Source organism: Salinicola sp. MIT1003 (assembly GCF_001858555.1).
Classification (GTDB): Bacteria; Pseudomonadota; Gammaproteobacteria; order Pseudomonadales; family Halomonadaceae; genus Salinicola; species Salinicola salarius.
Map to the genome: position 1 here is coordinate 1 of NZ_MCAP01000058.1, position 21,534 is coordinate 21,534.

The 21,534-nt window shown below is 62.8% G+C and carries 21 protein-coding genes and 1 pseudogene; 15 read left to right on the top strand and 7 right to left on the bottom strand.

Going from position 1 to position 21,534, the window contains the following annotated elements; translation table 11 throughout:
- Window positions 1–851 (bottom strand): tripartite tricarboxylate transporter substrate-binding protein (locus BC443_RS15900; protein WP_071232825.1); only part of this gene is annotated, 851 nt, incomplete at its 3' end.
- A gap of 340 nt (window positions 852–1,191) precedes the next feature.
- On the opposite strand from BC443_RS15900, the gene BC443_RS15905 reads away from it, so the two are divergent.
- Genes BC443_RS15905 through BC443_RS15920 form a run of 4 tightly spaced genes read left to right on the top strand, consistent with a single transcriptional unit; the run spans window position 1,192 to window position 5,150 of the window.
- Window positions 1,192–1,863 carry a response regulator transcription factor gene (locus BC443_RS15905; protein ID WP_338095129.1) on the top strand — a complete coding sequence of 224 codons (672 nt, stop codon included), beginning with the start codon at window positions 1,192–1,194 and terminating at the stop codon, window positions 1,861–1,863.
- On the top strand, window positions 1,860–3,254 hold the full coding sequence (locus tag BC443_RS15910; protein WP_247643308.1) for a sensor histidine kinase: 1,395 nt from the start codon (window positions 1,860–1,862) through the stop codon (window positions 3,252–3,254). The genes BC443_RS15905 and BC443_RS15910 overlap by 4 nt, the downstream gene beginning before the upstream one ends.
- Complete coding sequence (locus BC443_RS15915) at window positions 3,221–4,393, top strand: ABC transporter substrate-binding protein (protein WP_083387468.1); 1,173 nt, start codon at window positions 3,221–3,223, stop codon at window positions 4,391–4,393. The genes BC443_RS15910 and BC443_RS15915 overlap by 34 nt, the downstream gene beginning before the upstream one ends.
- Before the next feature lie 7 nt (window positions 4,394–4,400).
- Window positions 4,401–5,150 (top strand): TlyA family RNA methyltransferase, encoded by a 750-nt coding sequence (locus BC443_RS15920; protein WP_071232826.1) that lies wholly within the window; start codon window positions 4,401–4,403, stop codon window positions 5,148–5,150.
- A 28-nt stretch (window positions 5,151–5,178) separates the two neighbouring features.
- Here the strand turns inward: BC443_RS15920 and mscK are convergent, their stop codons facing one another.
- On the bottom strand, window positions 5,179–8,790 hold the full coding sequence (gene mscK, locus BC443_RS15925; protein WP_348769681.1) for a mechanosensitive channel MscK: 3,612 nt from the start codon (window positions 8,788–8,790) through the stop codon (window positions 5,179–5,181).
- A 240-nt stretch (window positions 8,791–9,030) separates the two neighbouring features.
- Between mscK and BC443_RS15930 the strand changes: the two genes are divergently transcribed.
- From BC443_RS15930 to BC443_RS15945, 4 genes are all read left to right on the top strand, one after another.
- Window positions 9,031–9,954, top strand: a complete 924-nt coding sequence (locus BC443_RS15930; RefSeq protein WP_083387469.1) for a phospholipase A — start codon at window positions 9,031–9,033, stop codon at window positions 9,952–9,954.
- Between the two features lie 66 nt (window positions 9,955–10,020).
- The gene (locus BC443_RS15935; RefSeq protein ID WP_071232960.1) at window positions 10,021–10,362 is read left to right on the top strand and encodes a DUF883 family protein; all 342 of its coding nucleotides are present in this window, start codon (window positions 10,021–10,023) and stop codon (window positions 10,360–10,362) included.
- Window positions 10,362–10,742, top strand: a complete 381-nt coding sequence (locus BC443_RS15940) for a phage holin family protein (protein WP_071232828.1) — start codon at window positions 10,362–10,364, stop codon at window positions 10,740–10,742. The genes BC443_RS15935 and BC443_RS15940 overlap by 1 nt, the downstream gene beginning before the upstream one ends.
- Window positions 10,735–11,034 (top strand): YqjK-like family protein, encoded by a 300-nt coding sequence (locus BC443_RS15945; protein WP_071232829.1) that lies wholly within the window; start codon window positions 10,735–10,737, stop codon window positions 11,032–11,034. The genes BC443_RS15940 and BC443_RS15945 overlap by 8 nt, the downstream gene beginning before the upstream one ends.
- A gap of 69 nt (window positions 11,035–11,103) precedes the next feature.
- On the opposite strand, the gene BC443_RS15950 is transcribed toward BC443_RS15945, so the two are convergent.
- Window positions 11,104–12,336, bottom strand: a complete 1,233-nt coding sequence (locus tag BC443_RS15950; RefSeq protein WP_247643310.1) for an NAD(P)/FAD-dependent oxidoreductase — start codon at window positions 12,334–12,336, stop codon at window positions 11,104–11,106.
- 183 nt (window positions 12,337–12,519) lie between these two features.
- Here BC443_RS15950 and BC443_RS15955 point away from each other — a divergent pair, with 183 nt between their 5' ends.
- The 4 genes from BC443_RS15955 (at window position 12,520) to BC443_RS15970 (ending at window position 17,565) form a co-directional block, all read left to right on the top strand.
- A complete protein-coding gene (locus BC443_RS15955; protein WP_071232830.1) occupies window positions 12,520–13,653 on the top strand; it encodes an efflux RND transporter periplasmic adaptor subunit in 1,134 nt (377 codons plus the stop codon).
- The gene (locus BC443_RS15960) at window positions 13,653–16,784 is read left to right on the top strand and encodes an efflux RND transporter permease subunit (RefSeq protein ID WP_071232831.1); all 3,132 of its coding nucleotides are present in this window, start codon (window positions 13,653–13,655) and stop codon (window positions 16,782–16,784) included. The genes BC443_RS15955 and BC443_RS15960 overlap by 1 nt, the downstream gene beginning before the upstream one ends.
- A gap of 126 nt (window positions 16,785–16,910) precedes the next feature.
- Complete coding sequence (locus BC443_RS15965; protein WP_139284355.1) at window positions 16,911–17,261, top strand: hypothetical protein; 351 nt, start codon at window positions 16,911–16,913, stop codon at window positions 17,259–17,261.
- A gap of 67 nt (window positions 17,262–17,328) precedes the next feature.
- A complete protein-coding gene (locus BC443_RS15970; RefSeq protein ID WP_071232833.1) occupies window positions 17,329–17,565 on the top strand; it encodes a DUF883 family protein in 237 nt (78 codons plus the stop codon).
- A 149-nt stretch (window positions 17,566–17,714) separates the two neighbouring features.
- On the opposite strand, the gene BC443_RS15975 is transcribed toward BC443_RS15970, so the two are convergent.
- Genes BC443_RS15975 through BC443_RS15985 form a run of 3 tightly spaced genes read right to left on the bottom strand, consistent with a single transcriptional unit; the run spans window position 17,715 to window position 18,573 of the window.
- Window positions 17,715–17,900, bottom strand: coding sequence for a 4-oxalocrotonate tautomerase family protein (locus tag BC443_RS15975; protein WP_071232834.1), 186 nt, complete (start codon window positions 17,898–17,900; stop codon window positions 17,715–17,717).
- A gap of 12 nt (window positions 17,901–17,912) precedes the next feature.
- A complete protein-coding gene (locus tag BC443_RS15980; protein ID WP_170835894.1) occupies window positions 17,913–18,329 on the bottom strand; it encodes a hypothetical protein in 417 nt (138 codons plus the stop codon).
- Complete coding sequence (locus BC443_RS15985) at window positions 18,289–18,573, bottom strand: succinate dehydrogenase assembly factor 2 (protein ID WP_071232836.1); 285 nt, start codon at window positions 18,571–18,573, stop codon at window positions 18,289–18,291. Before BC443_RS15985 ends, BC443_RS15980 begins: the two co-directional genes overlap by 41 nt.
- Window positions 18,574–18,766: 193 nt before the next feature.
- Here BC443_RS15985 and BC443_RS15990 point away from each other — a divergent pair.
- The 3 genes and pseudogenes from BC443_RS15990 to lapB all read left to right on the top strand — a co-directional run.
- A pseudogene (locus BC443_RS15990) lies at window positions 18,767–19,078 on the top strand (integration host factor subunit beta); the annotation flags it as partial.
- Window positions 19,079–19,174: 96 nt separating this feature from the next.
- Window positions 19,175–19,480, top strand: a complete 306-nt coding sequence (locus BC443_RS15995) for a LapA family protein (protein WP_071232838.1) — start codon at window positions 19,175–19,177, stop codon at window positions 19,478–19,480.
- Window positions 19,481–20,668 (top strand): lipopolysaccharide assembly protein LapB, encoded by a 1,188-nt coding sequence (lapB, locus tag BC443_RS16000; RefSeq protein WP_071232839.1) that lies wholly within the window; start codon window positions 19,481–19,483, stop codon window positions 20,666–20,668.
- Between the two features lie 5 nt (window positions 20,669–20,673).
- Here the strand turns inward: lapB and pyrF are convergent, their stop codons facing one another.
- Window positions 20,674–21,378 (bottom strand): orotidine-5'-phosphate decarboxylase, encoded by a 705-nt coding sequence (gene pyrF / locus BC443_RS16005; RefSeq protein ID WP_071232840.1) that lies wholly within the window; start codon window positions 21,376–21,378, stop codon window positions 20,674–20,676.
- Between the last annotated feature and the right edge of the window lie 156 nt (window positions 21,379–21,534).

The following is a 21,534-nucleotide window of genomic DNA, read 5'->3' on the forward strand; positions in this document are numbered from 1 at the left end:
CTGGCATAGAGCTTGTCGACGGCATCGACCCAGTACTGCTTGGCGTCTTCGTCGATGTCGGCCGGCATGTAGAAACCACGCCAGTTGGGGCCGACCGCATCGATGCCCTGCTCTTTCGCGGTAGGAATATTGGACAGATCGCCCGGGAGACGCTCGTCGGAGAGCACCGCCAGCACACGAAGATCGCCGGACTCGAGGAAGCCCTGGGTTTCGGTGATGTCGCCGGTAAATGCATCGACGTGGCCGCCGATGACTTGAGTCATCGCTTCGCCGCCATTGTTGTAGGAGAGATACGGAATGCGTGGCAGATTCTCGACACCGGCGGCCTTGGCGGCGATCAGCACCTTGAGATGATCCCAGCCGCCATTGGCGCTACCCCCAGCGAACTTGACCGAACGCGGATCTTCCTTCATCGCGTCCATCAGCTCGTTGAGGTCGTGATACGGCGAATCCTTGGATACCGCGATCACGCCATAATCCGCTCCTACGGCACCGATCCAGTTGACCATGTCGACATTCATGCCCGGAAACTGGCCTTGTGCCAGACGGGTCGTGGTCGCCGTCGAGGCCGCCACCAGCAACTGGTCGTCACCCTTGCGCTTGCTGACGGTGTGGGCGAACGCGACACCGCCACCGGCGCCTGCCATATTGATGGTCTGAACGCTGGCCGGTACGAGCTCCAGCTCCTCGAGCACGTTACCCACGCTGCGGCAGGTGAAATCCCAGCCGCCACCCGGATCTGACGGTGCGATACATTCGACCTTGCCAGCAGGCTCGAAGGCCATGGCGCCACTGGCGGTCAGGGCCAGCGCTGCAGCGGCCACCCAACGGATCGTCTTGCTTGCAAACATGATTATTCTCCTCGCTGATAGAGCGGAGTTATCCCTAACGCTGACGCCAACCTTACAGTTTCGTAAGGTAGAACTTTGTTTCCATGGGCGGAAATTAGGGTGAAGTCATGTAACGGTCAACGGCGCGAACGCAAAAGCCGACTAAAGTTCAATGCCCCGATATTCAATTCGTTTACAATCGCCCGCCAACGCGCGATGGACGATGCCATCGCTGGTTCATCGCACGAAGAACGGTGAAGGAAAGTGGATTCCTCGAGCGCCGGCGTATCCGATAAACGCGCATAGACGCGTATAGACGCGCACCGGGGTATTCTGTCTCTTTCACCTGCAGGAGTTTTCCATGCCCCTGAAGTTGCTGCTGATAGAGGACGATCCTCTGCTCGCCAGCACCCTGACCGAAACATTGACCGTCGAGAATCAGCGCGTCGAACGGATTGCCGATGGCGGCGAAGCTCTGGACCGCCTTTCCTTCGAGCATGACTACGACCTGATCCTGCTCGATCTCAACCTGCCGAATCGCAGCGGCCTCGAGGTACTGGAGGCGCTACGCTCACGTGATCGACAAACGCCGGTCCTGATCCTCACTGCCAGGGCAGCGATCGAGGATCGGGTCAAGGGACTCGATCTCGGCGCCGACGACTACCTCGCCAAACCTTTTGCGCTCGACGAGCTGGAAGCCCGGGTTCGCGCGCTGCTGCGCCGTCGTCAGAATGATCCGAGCGAACCGCTGATGCTCGGCTCGCTGAGCTTCGATCGCCAGCGCCAGCATTTCACGTTGAACGACACCGCCTTGTCGCTGCCACCGCGGGAGCACCGCTTGCTGGCGTGCCTGATCCACTACGCTGGCGAGCCGGTGGACAAGGCACGATTGCTCGACGAGGCCTTTGCCGGCGAAGCGGTCGGCGACAATGCCATCGAAGTCTATGTACATCGGCTGCGTCGCCGGCTCGCGGCGGCCGATGTCAGACTGCGCACGGTACGGGGTATCGGCTATCTGCTGGAGGTCGAGTGACGCCGTTGCGACGCTGGCGCCTGTCACATCTGAGTCTTTACCGACGCCTGATGGTCTGGCTGCTCTGCCCGCTGGCGCTGCTGGTCGCCGTCATGCTGCTGCAGGCCTGGCTGGCCTCCCGCGAGGCGGCCGATCGCGCCTTCGACCGGCTGCTGGACGCGGCATCGCTCTCCATTGCCGAGCAGGTTCGCTGGCAGCAGAGTCGGCTGTGGATGGACCTGCCCCCCTCGGCGCTGGAGATGCTTGCCACCGATGCCGAGGAGCGAGTGTTCTATGCGCTCTACGACGCCCACGGGCACTTCGTCACCGGTAACCGATCGCTCCCTACGCTGCCCGCCGAGAACGGCAGCCAGATGAGCTACGGAGACGTGACGTCCCGGGGCATGCCGCTGCGGCTCGGGGTGCTGCGCGCTCGCCTCGAGGGCTGGGATCGAAGCGATCGCTTCGAGGTCAGGGTGGCGCAGACACGCGAAGGCCGGCGGGCGCTGGCCAACCAGCTGTTTCTGGCGAGCCTCGTCAATATCGTGATCATCGCCGGCCTGGCCGTAGTGGTCGTCCTGCTCTCGGCCCGCTTCGCGCTGGAACCGCTGACCCGCCTGCGCCGTGCCATCCGCCAGCGCAATCCTCGAACACTCGCACCGCTCGAACTGCCGCTGCCCCGCGAACTGGCCGAGCTGCGCCAGACACTGAACGAACTGCTGGCACGCATGCGCCGCGTTCGCGCCAACCAGGAGCGCTTCATCGGTGACGCCTCCCATCAGTTGAAAACGCCGCTGGCCGGTCTCTCGACCCGCGCGGAGTTGGCCCTGCGCCAATCGGATCCGGCAACCTGGCGCGAGGCGCTTGCCACCATGCACGGCACCGCCACCAAGACCGCGCGACTGGCCGGCCAGCTGCTGTCGCTGACCCGGCTCAACAACCCTGAAGCGACGCCGGCCAAGCAAGCCGTCGATCTCACCGCGTTGGCCCGGCGCTGCGTGCGGGAGGCGTTTTCCCGCCACCATCGCCGCGGGGTCGACCTCGGCGTGGAAGCGCCGGAGCATGCGGTGATGGTCTCCACCAACGACTGGCAACTGGAAGAGGCACTGAACAACCTGATCGAAAACGCCTCGCTCTATGGCGCCAGCCAGGTCACCGTGCAGGTCACCGATACACCGCCACGGCTGGCGGTCATCGATGACGGCCCGGGCATTCCCGAGTCCCAGCGCCTGCTGATGCTGCGCCCTTTCCACCGCGGCCAGGAAACCGGCGACGGTAGCGGCCTCGGGCTGGCCATCGTCGACAGCATTGCCCGCGCCCACGACATCCGCCTGAGTCTGCAAGCCGTCCATCCCGACCACCCCGAGCGTCCCGGCCTATGTATCGCCCTGACCTTTTCATCCGACGCCTGACGACGGCGCCACACCATATCCGGCATCTCGCCGGCGTCTTGCTGGCGCTCACGCTACTGGTGACGGCCTCTGCGCAGGCAAGGACACTACATTTCACCGCTGATGCCGAGTCGTCCCAGCCACTGACCATTTATGGCGTCGTCGATCCGCCGCAAGTGTATCCGCTACTCGCGGACTTTCATCGACGGAACCCGGATATCGCGATCACCTATCACAACCTGGAGACACTGGCGCTACATGCGCGGGTACTTCAGGAACGTGACGCGCCACGCGCCGACGTGATCATGTCGCCCGCCATGCCCTGGCAATACCAGCTCGCCAACGAAGGGCTCTCGACCCCCGTCGACTCTCCCGCCGCTGAGGCCTGGCCGAGCTGGGCACGCTGGCGTCAGGAGCTGTTCGGCTTTACGTTCGAACCCATCGTCATGGTCTATCGGCGCGATCTCGCCACCCGCATGCCCCCGCCGGAAAGCCACGCCGAACTCCTGAGCCTGCTGCGCCAGCGATCCGCTGAACTGAGTCACCGCGTAGTCACCTACGATCCGCGTTTCAGCGGCGCCGGCTATACCTACGCCATCGAGGATGCCAGGATTTCTGCCCGCTACTGGGATCTGGTCGAGGCACTCGGGCAAGCGCACAGCGAGCTGGAGACCACGACGGCAGCGATGCTCGAGGGGCTCAGCGAGGGGCGCTACTGGATCGGCTACAACCTGATCGGCTCCTACGTACAGGATTACGTGGCCGAACATCCCGAGCTGGCCATGGTCGTACCCAAGGATTACGCGCTGGTGCTGCAACGTCTGGTCATGATGTCTCGCAACGCGCCGCATCCCGTCGCCGCGCAGCGCTTCATCGATTATCTCCTGAGCGCACCAGCCCAGCGCCTTCTCGCCACGCAGACGACGCTGGGCGCCGTGCACCCGGCGATCGACGGACTCGGCACCGCTGCGGACCTGCGCAAGCGACTGGGAGAGGCGATCCGCCCCGTGCAAATCGGCCCCGGACTGCTGGCGACGCTGGATACGCTCAAGCGTCAGACGCTGCTGGAACAATGGCAACAGGCCTTCAAGAACCACTCGACCCACGCCGACGGGCCACTGGCCGACCCCTCTCCGCTCCCCCGAGCACCGCAGAAATGAGCACGCCATGAAACGACTCGATCAACTCGTCACCGCCCACGTGCGTTCGCGCACCCGGGCGCAACGCCTGATTCGCCAAGGCTTCGTCAGCATCAACGCCGGGGGGAAATGGCAGGTCGCGACCAAGCCCGGCGAGAAACTGCCGGAGACGACGGCACTGCGTATCGCCGAAGCGCCGGAAGAGCGCTACGTCTCGCGAGCCGGCCTCAAGCTGGAAGCGCTGCTGGAGACGCTGGAGCGACGCCTCGACGGCCTCACCGTGCTCGACATTGGCCAGTCCACCGGCGGTTTCACCGACTGCGCGTTACGCTACGGCGCGACAACGGTCATCGGCATCGAGGTGGGACACGATCAACTCGATGCCTCCCTGCGTGACGACGACAGCGTCATCTGCCTGGAAGGCACCAACGCCCGCCAGTTGCCGACGACGCAGTTGGAGGCCTTGGCGCCCGACGGCATCGACGCCGTGGTGATGGACGTCTCGTTCATCTCGCAGACGCTGATATTGCCGGAGGTTGCCCGCGTCCTGCGCCCGGGTGGCGAGCTCTACTCGCTGGTCAAGCCGCAGTTCGAGGTCGGCCCCGGCAAGGTCGACTCGCGGGGTATCGTCCGCGATGCCAGCCTCTACGCGGCGGTCGCCGAAACGCTGCGCCGGGCCTGCGATTCCCACGGCCTGGCAATCGACCATTGGCAGGAAAGCCCGATCCAGGGTGGCGACGGCAACCGCGAGTTTCTGCTCCACGCACTGCGCCGTTGAACGGCGCGCTATTTCCGAGGCGGTGCGATCAACGGCCGCCGTCCCCTCCTCCATCGCCGCCGCCATCGTGTCCGGCGCCACCGACTTCTCCATCGCCCAGGTGACCATCGTCACCACTGCGAGACTGACGTGAACTCCGGGGTGCCGCTGGCGGCCGGGGGGTCGAATCAGGCTCCGAACCCAGCGCCGCCTCGTTTCCGCTGGCGCTCTGGACCTTCGCCACCTGGCCGTTGTCGCCATGCAGCCAGACGTCCATCTGGTTGAAAGCCACGCGAATGCCATGTTCCTTGAACAACTGATCCAGCCGGCGGTTGATCTCGTCACTGGCGTAGAGCCGATCCAGCAGATCGTTGACGAAGATCCGCAGCTCGAAGTTGAACGATGTCGGCCCGTAGCTGAGACAGAACACCTGCGGCTCGGGATCCCGCAATACCCGGCGGTTCTCGTCCGCGGCCTGCCGCATCAGCCGGTGCACCTCGTCGAGATCCGAGCCGTGGGCCACACCGTAGGTCAGTACCACTCGAGTCACGTTGTCCGATAGCGACCAGTTGATCAGTTGATCGGTGACGAAGGTCTTGTTGGGAATGATGATCTCCTTGCGGTCGAAATCGGTCACCGTGGTCGCCCGGATGCGGATACGGCTGACCGAACCGTGGAGCTGGCCGAGCGTGATGGTGTCGCCGATTCGCATCGGGCGCTCGAACAGAATGATCAGGCCCGAGATGAAATTGGCGAAGATCTCCTGCAGGCCGAAGCCCAGCCCCACGCCCAGCGCCGCCACCAGCCATTGCAGTTTGTCCCAGGAGACCCCGAGCGTGCCGAGCGAGACCACCACGCCGGTGCCGATGATGGTGTAGGAGAGCAGCGAGGAGATCGCGTAGGCACTGCCCTGTTTGAGCGTCAGGCGCGACAGGACCATGACCTCCAGCAGGCCGGGCAGGTTGCGCGCCAGCATCATGGTCAGCGCCACCATGACCAGCGCCACGATGACATCCGCCACCGTGATCGGATCCAAAGTCATCGCCTCGCCCTGCCCCCGCTCGATTTCCCACACGCTGACGTGATCGAGATAGGAGAAGACCTCGAGCAGATCCGACCAGATCAGGTAGAAGGCGAAGGTAAAACCGATGAACAGGATCAGCTTGGAGAGTCGCAGCGACTGCTGGTTGACCTGCTCCATGTCCAGCGGTGGTTCCTCGACCACCTCGAGTCCGCCCTCGGCCCCTTCCTGGATCTGGGCCCGCCGACGCGCCACCGCCCGGCGATAGGCCAGGCGGCGCTGTGCCACCGCCAGTCCGCGGACCACCGTGGCCTCGACCAGGATCCACAATCCGAAGAGATAGAGCGAATTGATGAACCGACCGATCAGCCGCAGCGCCGCGTACTCGTAGCCCAGTGCGACCAGCCCGGCCAGCACCAGCGGCACCAGCGCCAATGCCAGCCCCAGCAGCAATCGGAACAGCTTGAGACCGAAATAAGGCACATGCGCGAGGATCAGCCGCACCAGGATGACGCTCATCGCCAGCAGGCCGGCCAGCAGCAACAGCAGGAACAGCGGCCGACTGGATAGCTCGGCCTGGCTGCCGGGCGAGGTGACACTGATGAGAATGACGGGAATGAGCGAAATTCCCAGCCAGAACAACAGCCGGCGCAGCCGGGCCACGTAGCCGGCCGACCAGTGGAAATGGCGCGTCGCCACCCCGTCCGACACCAGCAGTCGACGAGTCCAGCCAATGACGCCCCATGCCAGGGCGAGCTGCAATAGCGACTCACCCACACGCTCGGCGAACGCATCGCTGCCCAGTCTCAGCAGCCCGCCGATCACGGCCAGCAGCATCGGGCCATGGGCGGCCAGCAACGCGTTGTAGAGAATCGCGCGCGGGGTATGCATCTGGGTGTCGCGCTTGAGACGGCCGATCTGCTCATGAAGATTGAGCAGCCGGACCTTGATTCGACGCCTCGACATCAGCAGCACGGCGGCCAGGATCAGCACCGGCACGACCGCCAGCGCATGGATATCCGGCACCTGCCAGAAACTCGCCAGCGCCTCTGGCCAGACGTCTCCGCCCACCTGGATGGCGAGAAGACCGGGCGCATCCTGCCACCAGCTCAGTGTCAGCGGGCGCGAACTGGCGACCCAGAACAGCTGCTCCTCGATGACGCCACGAAGCGACGTGGTGAGCTCGGCCAGTTGCTCCTGATTGAGCTGCAGATCGATCGCCACCGTCAACAAATTGCCGTATTCACGATCGAGCTGTTCGAGAATGTCGCTTCGCGACTGGAACAGCTTCACCAGCGAATCAATCAACGCTGGCGTCACATCGATGTCGGTATCGGCCAGACTCTTCTCGGCCAACGCCCTCGGTTGACGAAGGGCATCGCGCTGCTCGACCAGATCGAACTGGCTCAGCCGCGTTTCGGCGATCTCCTCCTGCATGCCGCCCAATTCGTCGACGTCCGGAAGGGCTCGGCGCTGCTCGTTGAGGATGCGCGACAGCAGCGGGCTGCCGCGGATGGCGTCGATCTGTTCGTTGAGCGTGCGCTTGATCTGGCGCACACGATCGAGCTGCGAGCGAGTATCGATGGCCCGTCGGATCAGGTCGTTGGTGCGGTCGGTGACCTCGAGCAGTTGGTCGCTGAGCTCGCGATTGGTCGCCTGGATATCACGCAGCACCGGGTGCGCGGCGATCGCCGCCCGATCTTCCTCGCCGATATCGGCAACGGCTTTCTCCGATTCGGCACGCCGCTGCCGGTCGAGCGCCGCCCGCAATGCATTCAGGCGGGCTTCTTCGATGGCAACCTGGCGCTGGAGCAAGTCGCGGCGCTGGGCATCGAGCTCGCGAAGCTGCGTGTTGTTGGCCAGTTCCCGGCGATGATACTCGGCTTGCAGCTCGGCCAGCGCGAGTTCCAGTCGATAGCGTGCCTGGGCCGGATCGAAGGTCTGGGTTTCGTCACCATCAGTCGTCTGAAGCTGTGTTCGTGCCTGTTCGGCATCTGCCATCGCCTTGGCGATGGCAGATTGCGCTCGTTCCGGCCGCGTCTCCGCGCTGATCAGCCGCGCGTTGACCGACGCCAATTGGCCTTGCAAGGTTTCGAGCCGATCCAGGGCATCGGACGTTCTCTGGCTCAATGTTTCCACCGTGAGCCCATCGAGGGTATCGGCTGCCGGGGCCTCGCTATCGCTCAGCGCGGAAAGCTGGCGCTCGAGTTCGCGAATTCGCCGGGGTGCCTGCTGCGCCGAGCTCTCGAGCGTCTTCAGCTCCTTGCGCAGTGCTTCCAGCAAATCCAGCGTCTGCACCGCGACTCGCAGATCCTCCAGCGCCGCCTGCTGCTGTTCATCAGGCGCCTCGATCTGCTCGAGCTTCTGCTGTTCGGCAGCGAGCGTGTCGCGCGTCGGCAGGCTTTCCTGCTGTTGCGCCAGGGCGACAGCGCTTGTCATCAGTATGCACAATGCCAGCGCGAGGAACGTGATACGCTGAGCCACTTTTTTGACGACCGAAACGGCTTTGACGACAGAGACAGCAGGCGCAGGCGCTCGGGCGGTCATTATCAGAGCGTTGGCCCTCGTGGGGTTTAACGATCTCCGAGCAAGAGGCTCTAGTTGACTGACATACTCGCTCCCGGCCGGATAATCCGACATGCCCTCTCCTCGCCAACTCCGTTCATGCGGTCACCGTCGCTCTCGCGCGGTACGATTCGTATCGAAGTCGGAGTTTAACGCCAGGACGAGCGGATTCCGAGGCGTCCGTTAAGCGTGCCTGCCGAGTTTGACTTAGGCCGGCGACATGCTAGAAATCGTCACTACTCGACTACACGAAGCCTGATCGTCATCGACCTGATCGCGCTTCTATCCACTGGATTATCTTGACAGGACAGTCTTATGACGCCCATTCGTTCGCTGCGCCATACCAGTCTTCTACTAGCGGGGGTGCTGGTCACTCCGTTGGCGACTGCGCAGGCACCGGACAGCGATGGCGACCCGGTTCAACAAGCGAACGAGCAGGCGGAAGTGCGCCGTAACCTCGAAGCGGAAACCGCCGAGAACCCGCTCGCGATCACGACCTATCGCCGCAACTACTTCCTGCCGTGGACTTACAACACCAACCCGGACGAGGCCGATTTCCGTCAGATCACCTCCGAGGGCGAGGTCGACAATTCGGAAATCAAGTTCCAGTTGAGCTTCAAGATCAAGCTGCTCGACGACATGTTCGGAGACAACGGCGACCTCTATTTCGCCTATACCCAGCGCAGCTGGTGGCAAGCCTACAACTCCGAGGCATCGGCCCCCTTTCGCGAGACCAATTACGAACCCGAGGGTTTCGTGAGCTTCGATAACCGATGGACAGTGCTGGGCTGGACCAACACCATCAACCGGGTCGGCTTCGCGCATCAGTCCAATGGTCGTTCGGATCCGCTGTCACGCAGCTGGAATCGAATCTATGCCGAATCGATATTTCAGCGTGGCAACTGGGCGTTCAGTGTCGCCCCTCACTGGCGCATTCCTGAAAACGACGAGGATGACGACAACCCCGATCTAGAAAACTATATCGGCTATGGTGACCTGACCGTGGTCCGCGCCTTCGGCGACCAGGAAGTTTCGTTGATGGTTCGCGGCAACCCCGGCAAGGCCCACTATGGCGGTCAGCTCGACTACTCCTTTCCGCTGTTCGGCAAGGTTCGCGGCTTCCTGCAGTACTATCAGGGCTACGGCGAAAGCTTGATCGACTACGACCATGACGTGCAGCGTTTCGGCCTCGGCTTCAGCATCAATACCTTTTTGGCCGGCATCCCTGGCACTCGTTGATCCCTGCAGATAGCCTGTCTATGCTGATCCACGTTAATTGACTGTCAAAGGAAGACGACCATGACCATGCAATCCATCGGCGGCAACGGCCCCGAGCGCGAACGCGAACGCGAAGCTTCTACCGAGCAACTCAAGGAAGATCTGCGCAACCTGTCGCAAACCGTCGAAGAGCTGATCCATGCCACGGCGGACGACTCGCGCAGCAACATCTCCGAAATGCGTGAACGCGCCCAGCAGCGCCTGCAGGAGACGCGCGGACGTCTCGAAGCCCGTGGCGAGAAGCTTTATGCCAGCGCCAAGGGCCAGATGGACGCCACAGATCAGTACGTGCACGAGAATCCCTGGACGAGCATCGGCATCGGCGCCGCCGCTGGTGTCGTTCTGGGGCTGCTGCTGGGGCGTCGTTGATGGCGGGTCCGGCTGAAAACGTCATTACCGCCGCTCGGCGGCTGATCGCCAACCTCATCGCCAGTGGCGAGACGCGCCTGCGTCTCGCCGTTGTCGAATGGGAAGCCGAACGCGACCGAATGTTGACCCTGCTGCTGCTAGCGGGCGCCGGCCTGATCATGCTCTCCTTCGCCATCGGCATGCTGCTTCTGCTGGTCGTGGTGATGTACTGGGAGGATAACCGCTTGCAGGCCATCGGGATCTGCTCGGCGGTGCTGTTCGTCATCGCGGGCGCGCTGATTCTCTTGGCCAAGCGAGTGGCCAAACAACGTAAGTTGATGGCCGCGACCTTGCATCACCTCGAGCGCGATCGAGAGGCACTGGGGCCTTCCCATGACTGAACGGACTCGGCAGCAGCAGATCGACGACCTCGAGGACGAGATTCTCCAGCAACGCCTCGACATGACGTCCGCCATGCGTGAATGGCGCGACGCCACGGCGCCGATCGACCATGCCTGGGAAAAGATCGTGAGCTGGAAGGTGCCGCTAATGGCGATCGGCAGTCTGGTGGCCATGCGCAGCGCGCGCAAGCCACGTTCGACAGGTCGGCTGTTCCGTCGCGCCCTGACCGGACTGCTGATGTACAACCGCGGCAAGGCACTCTACCGGGCGTCTCGCGGGCGCAATCGCTAAGCGACGCCATACTCGCTCTTCAGCCTCAGAAGCGGCCACTATGACCTAGTGGCCGCTTTTTCGTTCAGCCTAGAGCGACTGACCACAGGCGACGCCGGACGCCCAGGCCCACTGGAAGTTGAAGCCGCCCAACTGGCCCGTCACGTCCAGCACCTCGCCAATGAAGTAGAGTTGAGGCAGCGCATTGACCGCGAATGTCTTCGACGAAATCGCATCGGTATCGACGCCGCCCATGGTGACTTCCGCCGTCCGCCATCCCTCCGTGCCTGCCGGCTTGAACTGCCACGCCCCGAGTCCCTGCGCAATCGTCTGAATATCGCCATTGGAGAGCTCGGCCATCGGCCGATCCTTCCATCCCTGCCACTGGAGCAAGGCCTGCGATAGCCGCTTGGGCAACACCTCTCCCAGCCAGGTTCCCAGATGCCGGCGAGGCGCTTCCTGGCGCAGCTTGCGCAGGGTCTCCTCGACAGGAATCGATGGCAGCCAGTCGATCTCGACCGCCATACCCGGCCGCCAGTGGCTCGACGCCTGAAGCATCGCCGGCCCCGACAGGCCACGATGGGTAAAGAGCAGCGGCTCCTGGTACTGAGCATCTCCGCATCTGGTCGCCACCGGACAGGAAAGGCCGGCTAGCGCCGCCAGCGATGTCTTCCACTGCGACGTCACAGTGAACGGTACCAGTGCCGCTCGCGTCTCGGTCACCTCGAGCCCGAACTGACGAGCCAGATCGTAGCCCAGACCGCTGGCTCCCAGCGTCGGGATCGACAAACCGCCAGTGGCAACGACCACGGCCCCCGCCTCTACCCTGGCGCCATCGATCTCCAGCCGCATGCCGTCGCCGAGACGCTCGATGTGGTTCACGGCAGTGGAAAGAGAAACCTCTACGCCCGCCCACTCGCATTCGGTCAACAGCATGGCGACGACATCCTTGGCCGAATGGGCACAGAACAGCTGCCCGGGCGCCTTCTCGACATGCTCGATGCCATGCCGCTCGATCAGCTCGACGAAATGGTGTGGCGTGTAGCGCTTCAAGGCCGAGATCGGAAAGTGCGGATTGCCCGAGAAGAAATTCGCCGGCGTGGTCGCGAGGTTGGTGAAGTTGCAGCGTCCGCCACCGGACATCAGGATCTTCTTGCCGGCCTTATTGGCATGATCGACGACGCGCACCCGAAGGCCGCGATAGCCCGCCGTGAGCGCGCACATCAAGCCGGCCGCGCCAGCGCCGATAATGACGACGTCGTAGGTTTTCATGTCCGCACCGATCTTGCCTTGCTGGTTGGGCGGGCATTCTAACAGAGCCATTTTGCGACACGCCCTTTTCATTCGGCAGGGGTTGAGGTACTAACGAGTAGCAAGACTTCACGACGTATCGACAGTCGTTTACTTACCTTTGTAACGCAGCGCAGACATCAGCCCACTATGACAATGATATCGATGGCCCTCTCGAGGCCCGCTCTCTTTCGCAAACGCCCTCCATCGCCATCGATGTCATTGAGTCTGGCAACCGCTGCCGCGCTACTGTTCGGCTCGATCTATGCCGGCTCGGTATTCGGTCAGACGCAGAGTGATGCACCAATCGCAGTGATTGGCGCCACTGTCGGCACGTCGATCTGGCAAGACCCGGTCGAAGCTCTGGGCACCTTGAAGGCGGACGAGAGCGTTACCCTTTCCTCGACGCTCACCGGCACCGTCAGTGCCATCAACTTCGAGGACGGCGACAGCGTCGAGGCCCGTCAGTGGCTGGTCCAGCTCGACGACGAACAGGCCCAGGCAGAACTTCGGGCCGCCCAGGCGCTGCTCGATCAGCGCCGGAGCGCCCTCGACCGCGCCCAACAGCTCCAGGATCGCAATTTGGGCGTACGTGCCACGCTCGAGGACAATGCCGCGCTGGTCAGGCAGAGCGAAGCGGAAATCGATGCCATTCGCGCCCGGCTTGCCGATCATCGGTTACGCGCGCCCTTCGCAGGCACCGTCGGGCTGCGCGACGTCAGCGTCGGTGCGCTGGTGACCCCCGGCACCGAGCTGGTCACGCTGGACAAGCTCGATACCATGAAGCTCGATTTCACCGTACCGGCAACGCTGCTCTCGGTGCTGCATCCTGGGCTCACGCTCAGCGCCACGACACCGAGCTATCCCGACGCCACGTTCCGTGCCGAGGTTGCCACCCTCGGCACCCGAATCGACCCCGTCTCCAGAAGCCTGGTGGTGCGCGCCAACCTGGATAATCCCGACGGGCGCCTGCTGCCGGGCATGCTGATGGAAGTGCGATTGAACCAGCCCGCCCGCGAGGCGCTGACGATCCCGGAGAGCGCGCTGGTGCCCGATGGGGAACGCCAGACCGTCTGGTTGATCGAACCCGGCCAGCCCGCCAGCGTCACGCGTCGGGAAGTCGCCATCGGCGAACGCCGCCAGGGTGAGGTCGAGATCACCGATGGTCTCGAGAGCGGCCAGCGTATCGTGACGCATGGCACCCTCAAGGTACGCGAAGGCGACCCCGTCGAACTGATCGCCGAGGACGTCAGCGACGGTGACATCAAAGAAGTCCTCGAGCGTCAGCGCCGCGCCACCGAATCGCAGATCAACGAATCGCAGGTCAACGAATCGCGAGCCAGGAACTGATGCGGATTTCCGACCTGTCGATCCGTCGTCCGGTCTTCGCGACCGTCGTTTCGCTGCTGCTGATCGCCTTCGGCCTGCTGGCCATGGAGCGCCTGCCCCTGCAGGAGTATCCGGCCATCGACCCGCCCATCGTCAGCATCGAGACCAACTACCCCGGCGCCTCCGCCAACGTCGTCGAGACGCGCATCACCCAACTGCTCGAAGACCGCATCGCCGGTATCGAAGGTATCGTCTCGATCGAATCCAGTAGTGCCGACGGCGAATCGGAGATCGACGTCGAGTTCTCGCTGGATCGTGATATCGACGGCGCCGCCAACGACATTCGCGACCGGATCTCGTCGGTGGCCGACAACCTGCCCGACCAGGCCGAGCCACCGGAAATCGAGAAGAGCGACAGCAGCGACGACGTCATCATCTGGCTGTCGCTTTCCGGAGAGGGTTACACCATTCCGGAACTGACCGACTACGCCAACCGCTATCTCGTCGACCGCTTCTCGACCCAGAACGGGGTGGCCCGGGTGCGGCTCAGCGGTGGCAAGGAGTACGCGATGCGCGTCTGGCTGGATCGCAACGCCTTGGCCGCGCGCCAGCTGACCGTCGACGATGTGGCCGATGCGCTGGAGAGCGAGAACGTCGAACTGCCCGCCGGCTTCCTCGAATCCCGCGATCGACAGTTCACCCTGAGAATCCCGCGCAGCTTCACCACCGCCGCCGACTTCCAGAATCTGGTCGTCGCCCGCGGCAACGACGGCTACCTGGTACGACTGGCTGACGTGGCGCGCGTCGAGGTCGGTTCGGTGGAGGAGCGTTCACTGTACCGAGGCAACGAGGTCCCGATGGTGGGCCTCGGCATGATCAAGCAGTCGACCGCCAGCGTGCTGGAAGTGGCCAACGGGGCCAAAGCGGAGATGGCCCGGCTGCAACCCACGCTACCCGACGGCATGCAGCTGTCGCTCAATTTCGACTCGTCGGTGTTCGTTTCCGGCGCGCTGCATGAGGTCGTATCGACGCTGTTCATCGCCATGGGGCTGGTCGTGGTGGTGATCTTCGTCTTTCTCGGCAACATACGCACGACCCTGGTGCCCGCAGTAACGGTACCGATCTCGCTGATCGGTACTTTCATCTTTCTGGCGCTGTTCGGTTTCACCCTGAACTTGCTCACGCTGCTGGCGCTGGTGCTGGCGATCGGGCTCGTGGTCGATGATGCGATCGTGGTCATCGAGAACGTTCACCGGCGCATGGTGATCCACGGCGAGACGCCTCTGGTCGCTGCTTTCCGGGGCACCCGCCAGATCGGCTTCGCCGTCATCGCCACCACCCTGGTGTTGATTACCGTCTTCATCCCGTTGAGCCTGCTCCAGGGCGATATCGGTCGCCTGTTTTCGGAGTTCGCCCTGACGCTTGCCGCGTCGGTCGGCCTCTCCTGCCTGGTGGCGCTGTCGCTGGCACCGATGCTGTGCTCGAAACTGCTCAGCCCGCGCATGCACGAGAGTCGTATCAGCCATGGCGTGCATTGGCTGCTGGACCGTTCGCAGACGATCTACCGACAGGCACTGCTACGGGCGCTGCGTTGGCGCTGGCTCGTGGTCGGACTGTTCGCCCTGGTGCTGGCACTCACCGCCTGGCTGTTTCAACAGCTGCCCAACGAATATACGCCCCAGGAAGATCGCGGCGCCTTTTTCGTGCTGATCGAAGGGCCGCCCGGCGCGACCTTTCACTACATGCAGGATTACTACGACGAGATCGAGGCCCGCCTGATGACGCTGGTCGACGCCGGCGACATCAATCAGGTGTCGGTTCGCGGTCCCCGCGGCTTCGGCAATGTCGAGAACTTCAATGATGGCATGGCCGTCGTTACGCTCAATGATTGGGGCGATCGACGATCGGCCTGGGATATCCTCGCCGACGTCCGCAGCCGACTGTCGGATCTGCCCGGCGTCACTGCCACGCCGGTGATGCGCCAGGGCTTTGGCGGCCGGGTCGAGAAGCCGATCCAGTTCGTCATCGGTGGCAGCACCTACGAACAGCTGGCCGACTGGCGCGATCGGCTGCTGACCCGCATTCGAAGCGACGACAGCAGCGGCCTCGAGGCGGTGGACAGCGACTACAAGGAAACCCAGCCACAGCTGCGCATCCAGATCGACTACAACCGTGCCGCCGCGCTGGGCGTTACCGTGAGCACCATCGGCAATACCCTGGAGACACTGTTCGGAGGCCGTAACGTCACCACCTATGTCGACGGCGGCGAAGAGTACGACGTCATCCTCGAAGGCGAACGTGACAATCAGCGCGCCCCAAGCTCGCTGGACAACGTGCAGGTACGTTCGGCGGTCAGTGACGAGCTGATTCCGCTGGCAAGCCTGGTGTCGGTGTCGGAATTTGCCGGTGCCAGCGAGCTCAACCGCTTCAACCGAATGCGCGCGATCACGCTCGAGGCCAATCTCCAGGAAGGGGTCGCGATCGGCGACGCGCTGGCCTACCTGCAGGATATCGCGGAAGAAGAGCTGCCCAGCGAAGCGGTCATCGACTACAAGGGGCCCTCCCGGGATTACCAGGAAGCCAGCGGTGCGACGACCTTCCTGCTCATCCTGGGCATCGTCGTGGTCTTCCTGGTGCTGGCTGCCCAGTTCGAAAGCTTCGTGCACCCGCTGGTCATCATGCTCACGGTACCGATGGCCATCAGCGGCGCCTTGCTGGGCCTATGGGCCAGCGGGCAGTCCCTCAATATCTACAGTCAGGTGGGGCTGGTCATGCTGGTCGGTCTGGCCGCCAAGAACGGCATTCTGATCGTCGAATTCGCCAACCAGTTGCGCGACGAAGGTCAGGCTTTCTCCGACGCGCTGGTCGAGGCTTCCGTGACTCGTCTCAGGCCGATCCTGATGACGACCGTCACCACCATGGCCGGCGCCGTTCCCCTGATTCTGGCCTTCGGCCCTGGCGCCGAATCGCGCATCGTCATTGGTACCGTCATCTTCTGTGGCGTTGCCGCCGCGACCCTGCTGACGCTATTCATCGTACCGGTGGCCTACGACATGCTAGCGCGGCGTACCGGTTCACCCGGCGACGTCAGCCGGCGTCTCGAACGCGAAATACACGGCCACGAGACACGAGACCAAGAAATCAGTCGATGAAGTTTGGCTACCACACGAGCCTAGCAAGGAACGGAATTGCAACTACACTAAGGCAACCATGCTGCTGCAATGGAGCCATTGCGTGAGCCAGTCGGAAGGCTATTCCATCGAACCGGAGGGATGAACATGAGCCTGTTCCATCGTGACGACAAGGACACCGGGACTAGCCGAATCGATGAAGACATGGCAGTCGCCGCCGAGCGCGCACCGCATTTGGGAGATGATCCGATCCGGGAGGAACCTGCATTGGCATCCGAAGAAGAACCGCTTGAAGAAAGCATCGACGAACCGTCACCCTACGCCACGGCTTATCTGACACGTGACAGCTGGGCAAGCCGCTCACGTCGTCGACTGAACGATCAGATCAGCGATACTTGCGAGAGTTGCGACGAATTCGTACAACATAAGCCTTGGCAGAGTGTCGGTATCGCCGCGCTGGGCGGCGTGCTGATGACCCTGCTGTTGAGTCGGCGCTGACAGCCGTTTTCCACCTGATCGGTCACGTGCACCGATCCACACATTGACGAATGGTTAAGGACGATCCATGAGCCGTAATTACCGTGAAGACACGCGCCATTACTACCGGGATGCCAAGCGCCGCGGCCGCAAGAGCCTCGATCGGGCCCGGCATCGCGCCGACGATATCAGCCATGAGCTGGTGGAAAACGCAGAAGAGGCGTGGCGCGAAACTGACGATTACGTTCATCGCAACGCCTGGAGCAGCATGGGTGTTGCCGCCCTTGCCGGGTTCGCCATCGGCTTCCTGGCCGGTCGCCGCTAGGCGTTCCCATCGCCGGCCCCACAGCGATCGGAAGCCGAGTGCCGGCTGAATGAAACGGCCCCGCGATGCAGTTCATGCATCACGGGGCCGTTTCTGATTCGGTAGTCGATACCGCATGCTTGGTAGTCGCAGGATCGCGATCCTCAGGCTCAGACTTGGTCCACACCCAGACGACCGCCTCTCGCCCAATCTTCCTGCTCGGTTTCCTGAAAAAATATCTGCACCGACTCGGGCGCCTGTCCGTATGCCTGCACGAACGCATCGGTGATTCGCTTGGCAAGCTCGCGCTTCTGCTCGACGCTACGGGGAAACTGCTGGATCGTCACAATGGGCATGAAAGATACCTTTCAGGATGAGAAATCGGCACGTTCGACCTGTTCGGCCAAGGTTTCGCGCAAATGACGTAACGAATCCACGCCGCTGCTGTCAGGCCAGAGCCACACTCGTCGTCCGGAAAGATCGATAGCGGAGAGCAGCGGACCCAGCCGAATCAGGCGACACGTCTTCGTTTGCCAGGTACGGGCGTCGATCGAGCTTTCCCAGACCGGTCGTTCCCGTTCGTATGTACAGCGCAGGTACAGCCTTTCTGGCGTCTCGAGATAGTGCCGATACCCCGCTGCAATGGCCACCACCGCGATGATGGCAGCCACCCGCCAATCGATCCACCAGCTCGCATAGAGCGCCACTCCTCCTGCCAGCAGGAGTTGAAAACCCAGTGATAGTCTAGAGCGCCTGATGACGACTGCGGTCAGTGGTTTCGGCATGTTCGACGATCATCTGGACGAGGCGACGCATCTCCGGGTCCTGCGGCCATTCGCGACGCATCAGCCAGACAAAGAGATCCTGGTCCTCCTGGGCCAGCAGCTCACGATAGAGCTCCTTGTCCCCAGGGGGCAGTTCGTCATAGCAGGCCTCGAGAAACGGCATCAGAAGCAGGTCCAGCTCCCACATGCCGCGTCGGGAATGCCAGTAAAGCCGTCGACGCGTGACATCTTCGTTGTCTGACATGGACTATCCTCGATCCCGTGTACTGAATGAATGTGTCGCGCTGCATTATACCCAAGGGAATCCCCCACCACTATTCGGGAACGCGCGGTGACCGGCTAATGCGTTGTTTTCTCGAAAGTTGCGAAGTATGCTGAGACGACAATAACAGACGTCGGACGCCCATTGTGCGGTCTCCCACCGCCAGGCCGAGGCCTTACGGAGAATGTCGATGACCAAGTCTGAATTGATCGAGCAGATTGCCGCCCGCCGGTCGGAACTGTCGGCGAAGGAGGTCGAAGCCGCGGTGCGTGTCATCCTTGACGACATCACCAACGCCCTGGCAGAGGGCGGGCGCGTCGAAATTCGCGGATTCGGCAGTTTTTCCCTGCATTTTCGCGAGCCCCGCACCGGACGCAACCCGAAGACCGGCGACCCCGTCGATCTCGACGGAAAGTACGTCCCGCATTTCAAACCGGGAAAGGAACTACGCGAACAGGTCAATGCCAGCCGCGCGCTCGGCTATTGATCTTCCCAGTCACTGCAGCCGGCGCAGAGTCGGCGGCTGCCACCGCAATATGTAACGACGGCATGAGCCGTCGGCGGTGCGTCACCAGGAAAACCTATGCGCTGGCTCAAAGGCGTCATTCTCGCCATCATCTTGATCGTCGTGTTGCTGCTGGGCATTCTGTTTGCCGTCAATAACCAGCAGCCGCTGCCTCTGGATCTGATCTGGGTACAGCTGCCCCCGGCTTCGCTGTCATTGTGGCTTCTGGTCGCTCTCGCCTGCGGCGTCATCCTCGGCATGCTCGCCATGACCGGCATGTATCTGCGGCTGCGAACCCTGCTGACCCGGGCGCAACGTCATAATCAGCAACAACGCAAGGAACTCGATCGTCTCCGGACGCAGGAGTTCAAGGAAAGCCCCTGAATGAGCGATGTTCTGCTACTGGCGTTGCTGGTGGCAGCCATCGCCATCGGCTGGTTTCTGGGGCGATGGGAGTCCGGCCGGTTCCGGTCTCGTCCACAGCCGCCGCGCGGTTCGTTGCCGAGGGACTACTTCGTCGGCCTGAACTACCTGCTCAACGAGCAGCCCGATCGCGCGATAGAGACTTTCACGCAGGCCCTGGAAGTCAATAGCGACACGGTCGAAACGCACATCGCGCTAGGCAACCTCTACCGCTCACGGGGAGAAGCCGATCGGGCGGTGCGCATCCATCAGAATCTTCTCGCCCGCCCTGCCCTGACGCCCTCTCAGAGCGGGCAGGTACAGCTCGAGCTCTCCCGCGACTTTCTCAATCTCGGCCTGCTGGACAGGGCGGAACGGCTGTTGCTGGCCCTGCAGAAAAGCCATGTCGACGACTCGCAGAAGCTCGCCGCCAAACGCCTGCTGGTCGATCTGTTCGAGCGAGAAAAGGAGTGGGCACAAGCTCTGGAGATCGCCCAGCCACAGCTGGTGCGCCAGGATGCCGATATCCGTCGAGCCGCCGCGCACTGGCATTGCGAACTGGCGAGCCAGCATCGCAACAACAGCAGCCCATCCTTGGCACGCAAGGCGTTGAAGCAGGCTCTGGGTATCGATGACCGCTGCGTTCGGGCCAACTGGATGCTGGGCCAGCTCGAATGGGACATCGGCCAGTATCGTGATGCAGCGCGGTTCTGGCAGCGCGTCCCCGAACAGGACGCCAGCTTCACCGCCATCGTGCTTGAGCCGTTGCGAGATGCGTATCGCCTGCTCGACGACGACAACGGCTGGTGGCAGTTTCTGGAAAGGCAATTGCAGCACAATCCGCAGACCACGGTAGTCATGATGGCGGCGGACACACTGAGACAACGACAAGGCGCCGATATCGCCTGCGCCTTCGTCAGCGATCAATTGCGCGAGCATCCCAGCCTGCGCGGGATCGACTATCTGATGGATCTCTATCTCGACGACAGCGATCCTGCAGAGCGCGATCGCCTGGAGCTGCTCAAGCAACACACCCGCCAGTTGCTGAGCATCCGGCCTCGCCACCGCTGCCAACGCTGTGGTTTCGGTACCGAACAATTGCATTGGCAGTGCCCTCGCTGCCGCAGTTGGGGCACCACCAAGCCGGTCGCCGGTCTGGAAGGCGAATGATCACGCTACTGCCAAGAGAGTGAACGCTCGATCTCCGTCAGCGCCGACATCGGGTCTACTGCCTGAGTGATCGCCCGGCCAATGACCAGATGCGTACTGCCGGCAGCCATCGCGGCCTCCGGCGTCATTACGCGTCGCTGATCCCCCTGCTCGGCCGTCGCGGGACGGATCCCCGGCGTCACCTTGAAAAATGCCTGGCCACAGAGTTCCGTCAGCCTCGCGCTTTCACGTGCCGAGCAGACGACGCCATCCAGCCCGCTCTCCCGTGTCAGTCTGGCCAGCCGTTCGACCTGGGCCAGCGCGTCGCCCGATACGCCTATCTCCTGCAGCTCGTCGTCCGACATGCTGGTCAGCACGGTGACCGCGATGAGATGGGTTTTCAGCCCTCGCTGCGCCAGCCGCTCGGCACTCGCCTCCATCATTCTACGGCCACCGGAGGCATGGACATTGACCATCCATACCCCCAGATCCGCCGCCGCCTCGACGGCACCGGCCACAGTATTGGGAATATCGTGAAACTTGAGATCGAGAAAGACCTCGAACCCCCGTTGATGCATGGCCTCGACGGCTGCCGGCCCCGCCCGAGTAAATAGCTCCTTGCCGATCTTGACGCGGCAACGGGCCGGGTCGAGCGCATCGACCAAGGGCAACGCCTGCGACAGGTCGGAATAGTCGAGCGCAATGATGAGCGGCGAGTTCGGGGAAGGCATGAATCGTCTCCGGCATTCGAGTTCGAGCGGAGTATACCGAATGGAAGGCATCTGCGGGGGCAGAAGCGAACCGAAGCGTCGCCTGGCGCCGGCATGTAGCCATTGTCTTACGACAATCTGCGATATTTACCCATTAATTCCTTGGAACAGCCGTCG

Bases quoted from the DNA above. Each gene is read 5' to 3' on its own strand.
- BC443_RS15905 (WP_338095129.1), top strand. From the start codon at position 1,192: ATGCCCCTGAAGTTGCTGCTGATAGAGGACGATCCTCTGCTCGCCAGC.
- BC443_RS15915 (WP_083387468.1), top strand. From the start codon at position 3,221: ATGTATCGCCCTGACCTTTTCATCCGACGCCTGACGACGGCGCCACAC.
- BC443_RS15920 (WP_071232826.1), top strand. From the start codon at position 4,401: ATGAAACGACTCGATCAACTCGTCACCGCCCACGTGCGTTCGCGCACC.
- mscK (WP_348769681.1), bottom strand. From the start codon at position 8,790: ATGTCGGATTATCCGGCCGGGAGCGAGTATGTCAGTCAACTAGAGCCT.
- BC443_RS15930 (WP_083387469.1), top strand. From the start codon at position 9,031: ATGACGCCCATTCGTTCGCTGCGCCATACCAGTCTTCTACTAGCGGGG.
- BC443_RS15935 (WP_071232960.1), top strand. From the start codon at position 10,021: ATGCAATCCATCGGCGGCAACGGCCCCGAGCGCGAACGCGAACGCGAA.
- BC443_RS15940 (WP_071232828.1), top strand. From the start codon at position 10,362: ATGGCGGGTCCGGCTGAAAACGTCATTACCGCCGCTCGGCGGCTGATC.
- BC443_RS15945 (WP_071232829.1), top strand. From the start codon at position 10,735: ATGACTGAACGGACTCGGCAGCAGCAGATCGACGACCTCGAGGACGAG.
- BC443_RS15950 (WP_247643310.1), bottom strand. From the start codon at position 12,336: ATGGCTCTGTTAGAATGCCCGCCCAACCAGCAAGGCAAGATCGGTGCG.
- BC443_RS15955 (WP_071232830.1), top strand. From the start codon at position 12,520: ATGTCATTGAGTCTGGCAACCGCTGCCGCGCTACTGTTCGGCTCGATC.
- BC443_RS15960 (WP_071232831.1), top strand. From the start codon at position 13,653: ATGCGGATTTCCGACCTGTCGATCCGTCGTCCGGTCTTCGCGACCGTC.
- BC443_RS15965 (WP_139284355.1), top strand. From the start codon at position 16,911: ATGAGCCTGTTCCATCGTGACGACAAGGACACCGGGACTAGCCGAATC.
- BC443_RS15970 (WP_071232833.1), top strand. From the start codon at position 17,329: ATGAGCCGTAATTACCGTGAAGACACGCGCCATTACTACCGGGATGCC.
- BC443_RS15975 (WP_071232834.1), bottom strand. From the start codon at position 17,900: ATGCCCATTGTGACGATCCAGCAGTTTCCCCGTAGCGTCGAGCAGAAG.
- BC443_RS15980 (WP_170835894.1), bottom strand. From the start codon at position 18,329: ATGCCGAAACCACTGACCGCAGTCGTCATCAGGCGCTCTAGACTATCA.
- BC443_RS15985 (WP_071232836.1), bottom strand. From the start codon at position 18,573: ATGTCAGACAACGAAGATGTCACGCGTCGACGGCTTTACTGGCATTCC.
- BC443_RS15995 (WP_071232838.1), top strand. From the start codon at position 19,175: ATGCGCTGGCTCAAAGGCGTCATTCTCGCCATCATCTTGATCGTCGTG.
- lapB (WP_071232839.1), top strand. From the start codon at position 19,481: ATGAGCGATGTTCTGCTACTGGCGTTGCTGGTGGCAGCCATCGCCATC.
- pyrF (WP_071232840.1), bottom strand. From the start codon at position 21,378: ATGCCTTCCCCGAACTCGCCGCTCATCATTGCGCTCGACTATTCCGAC.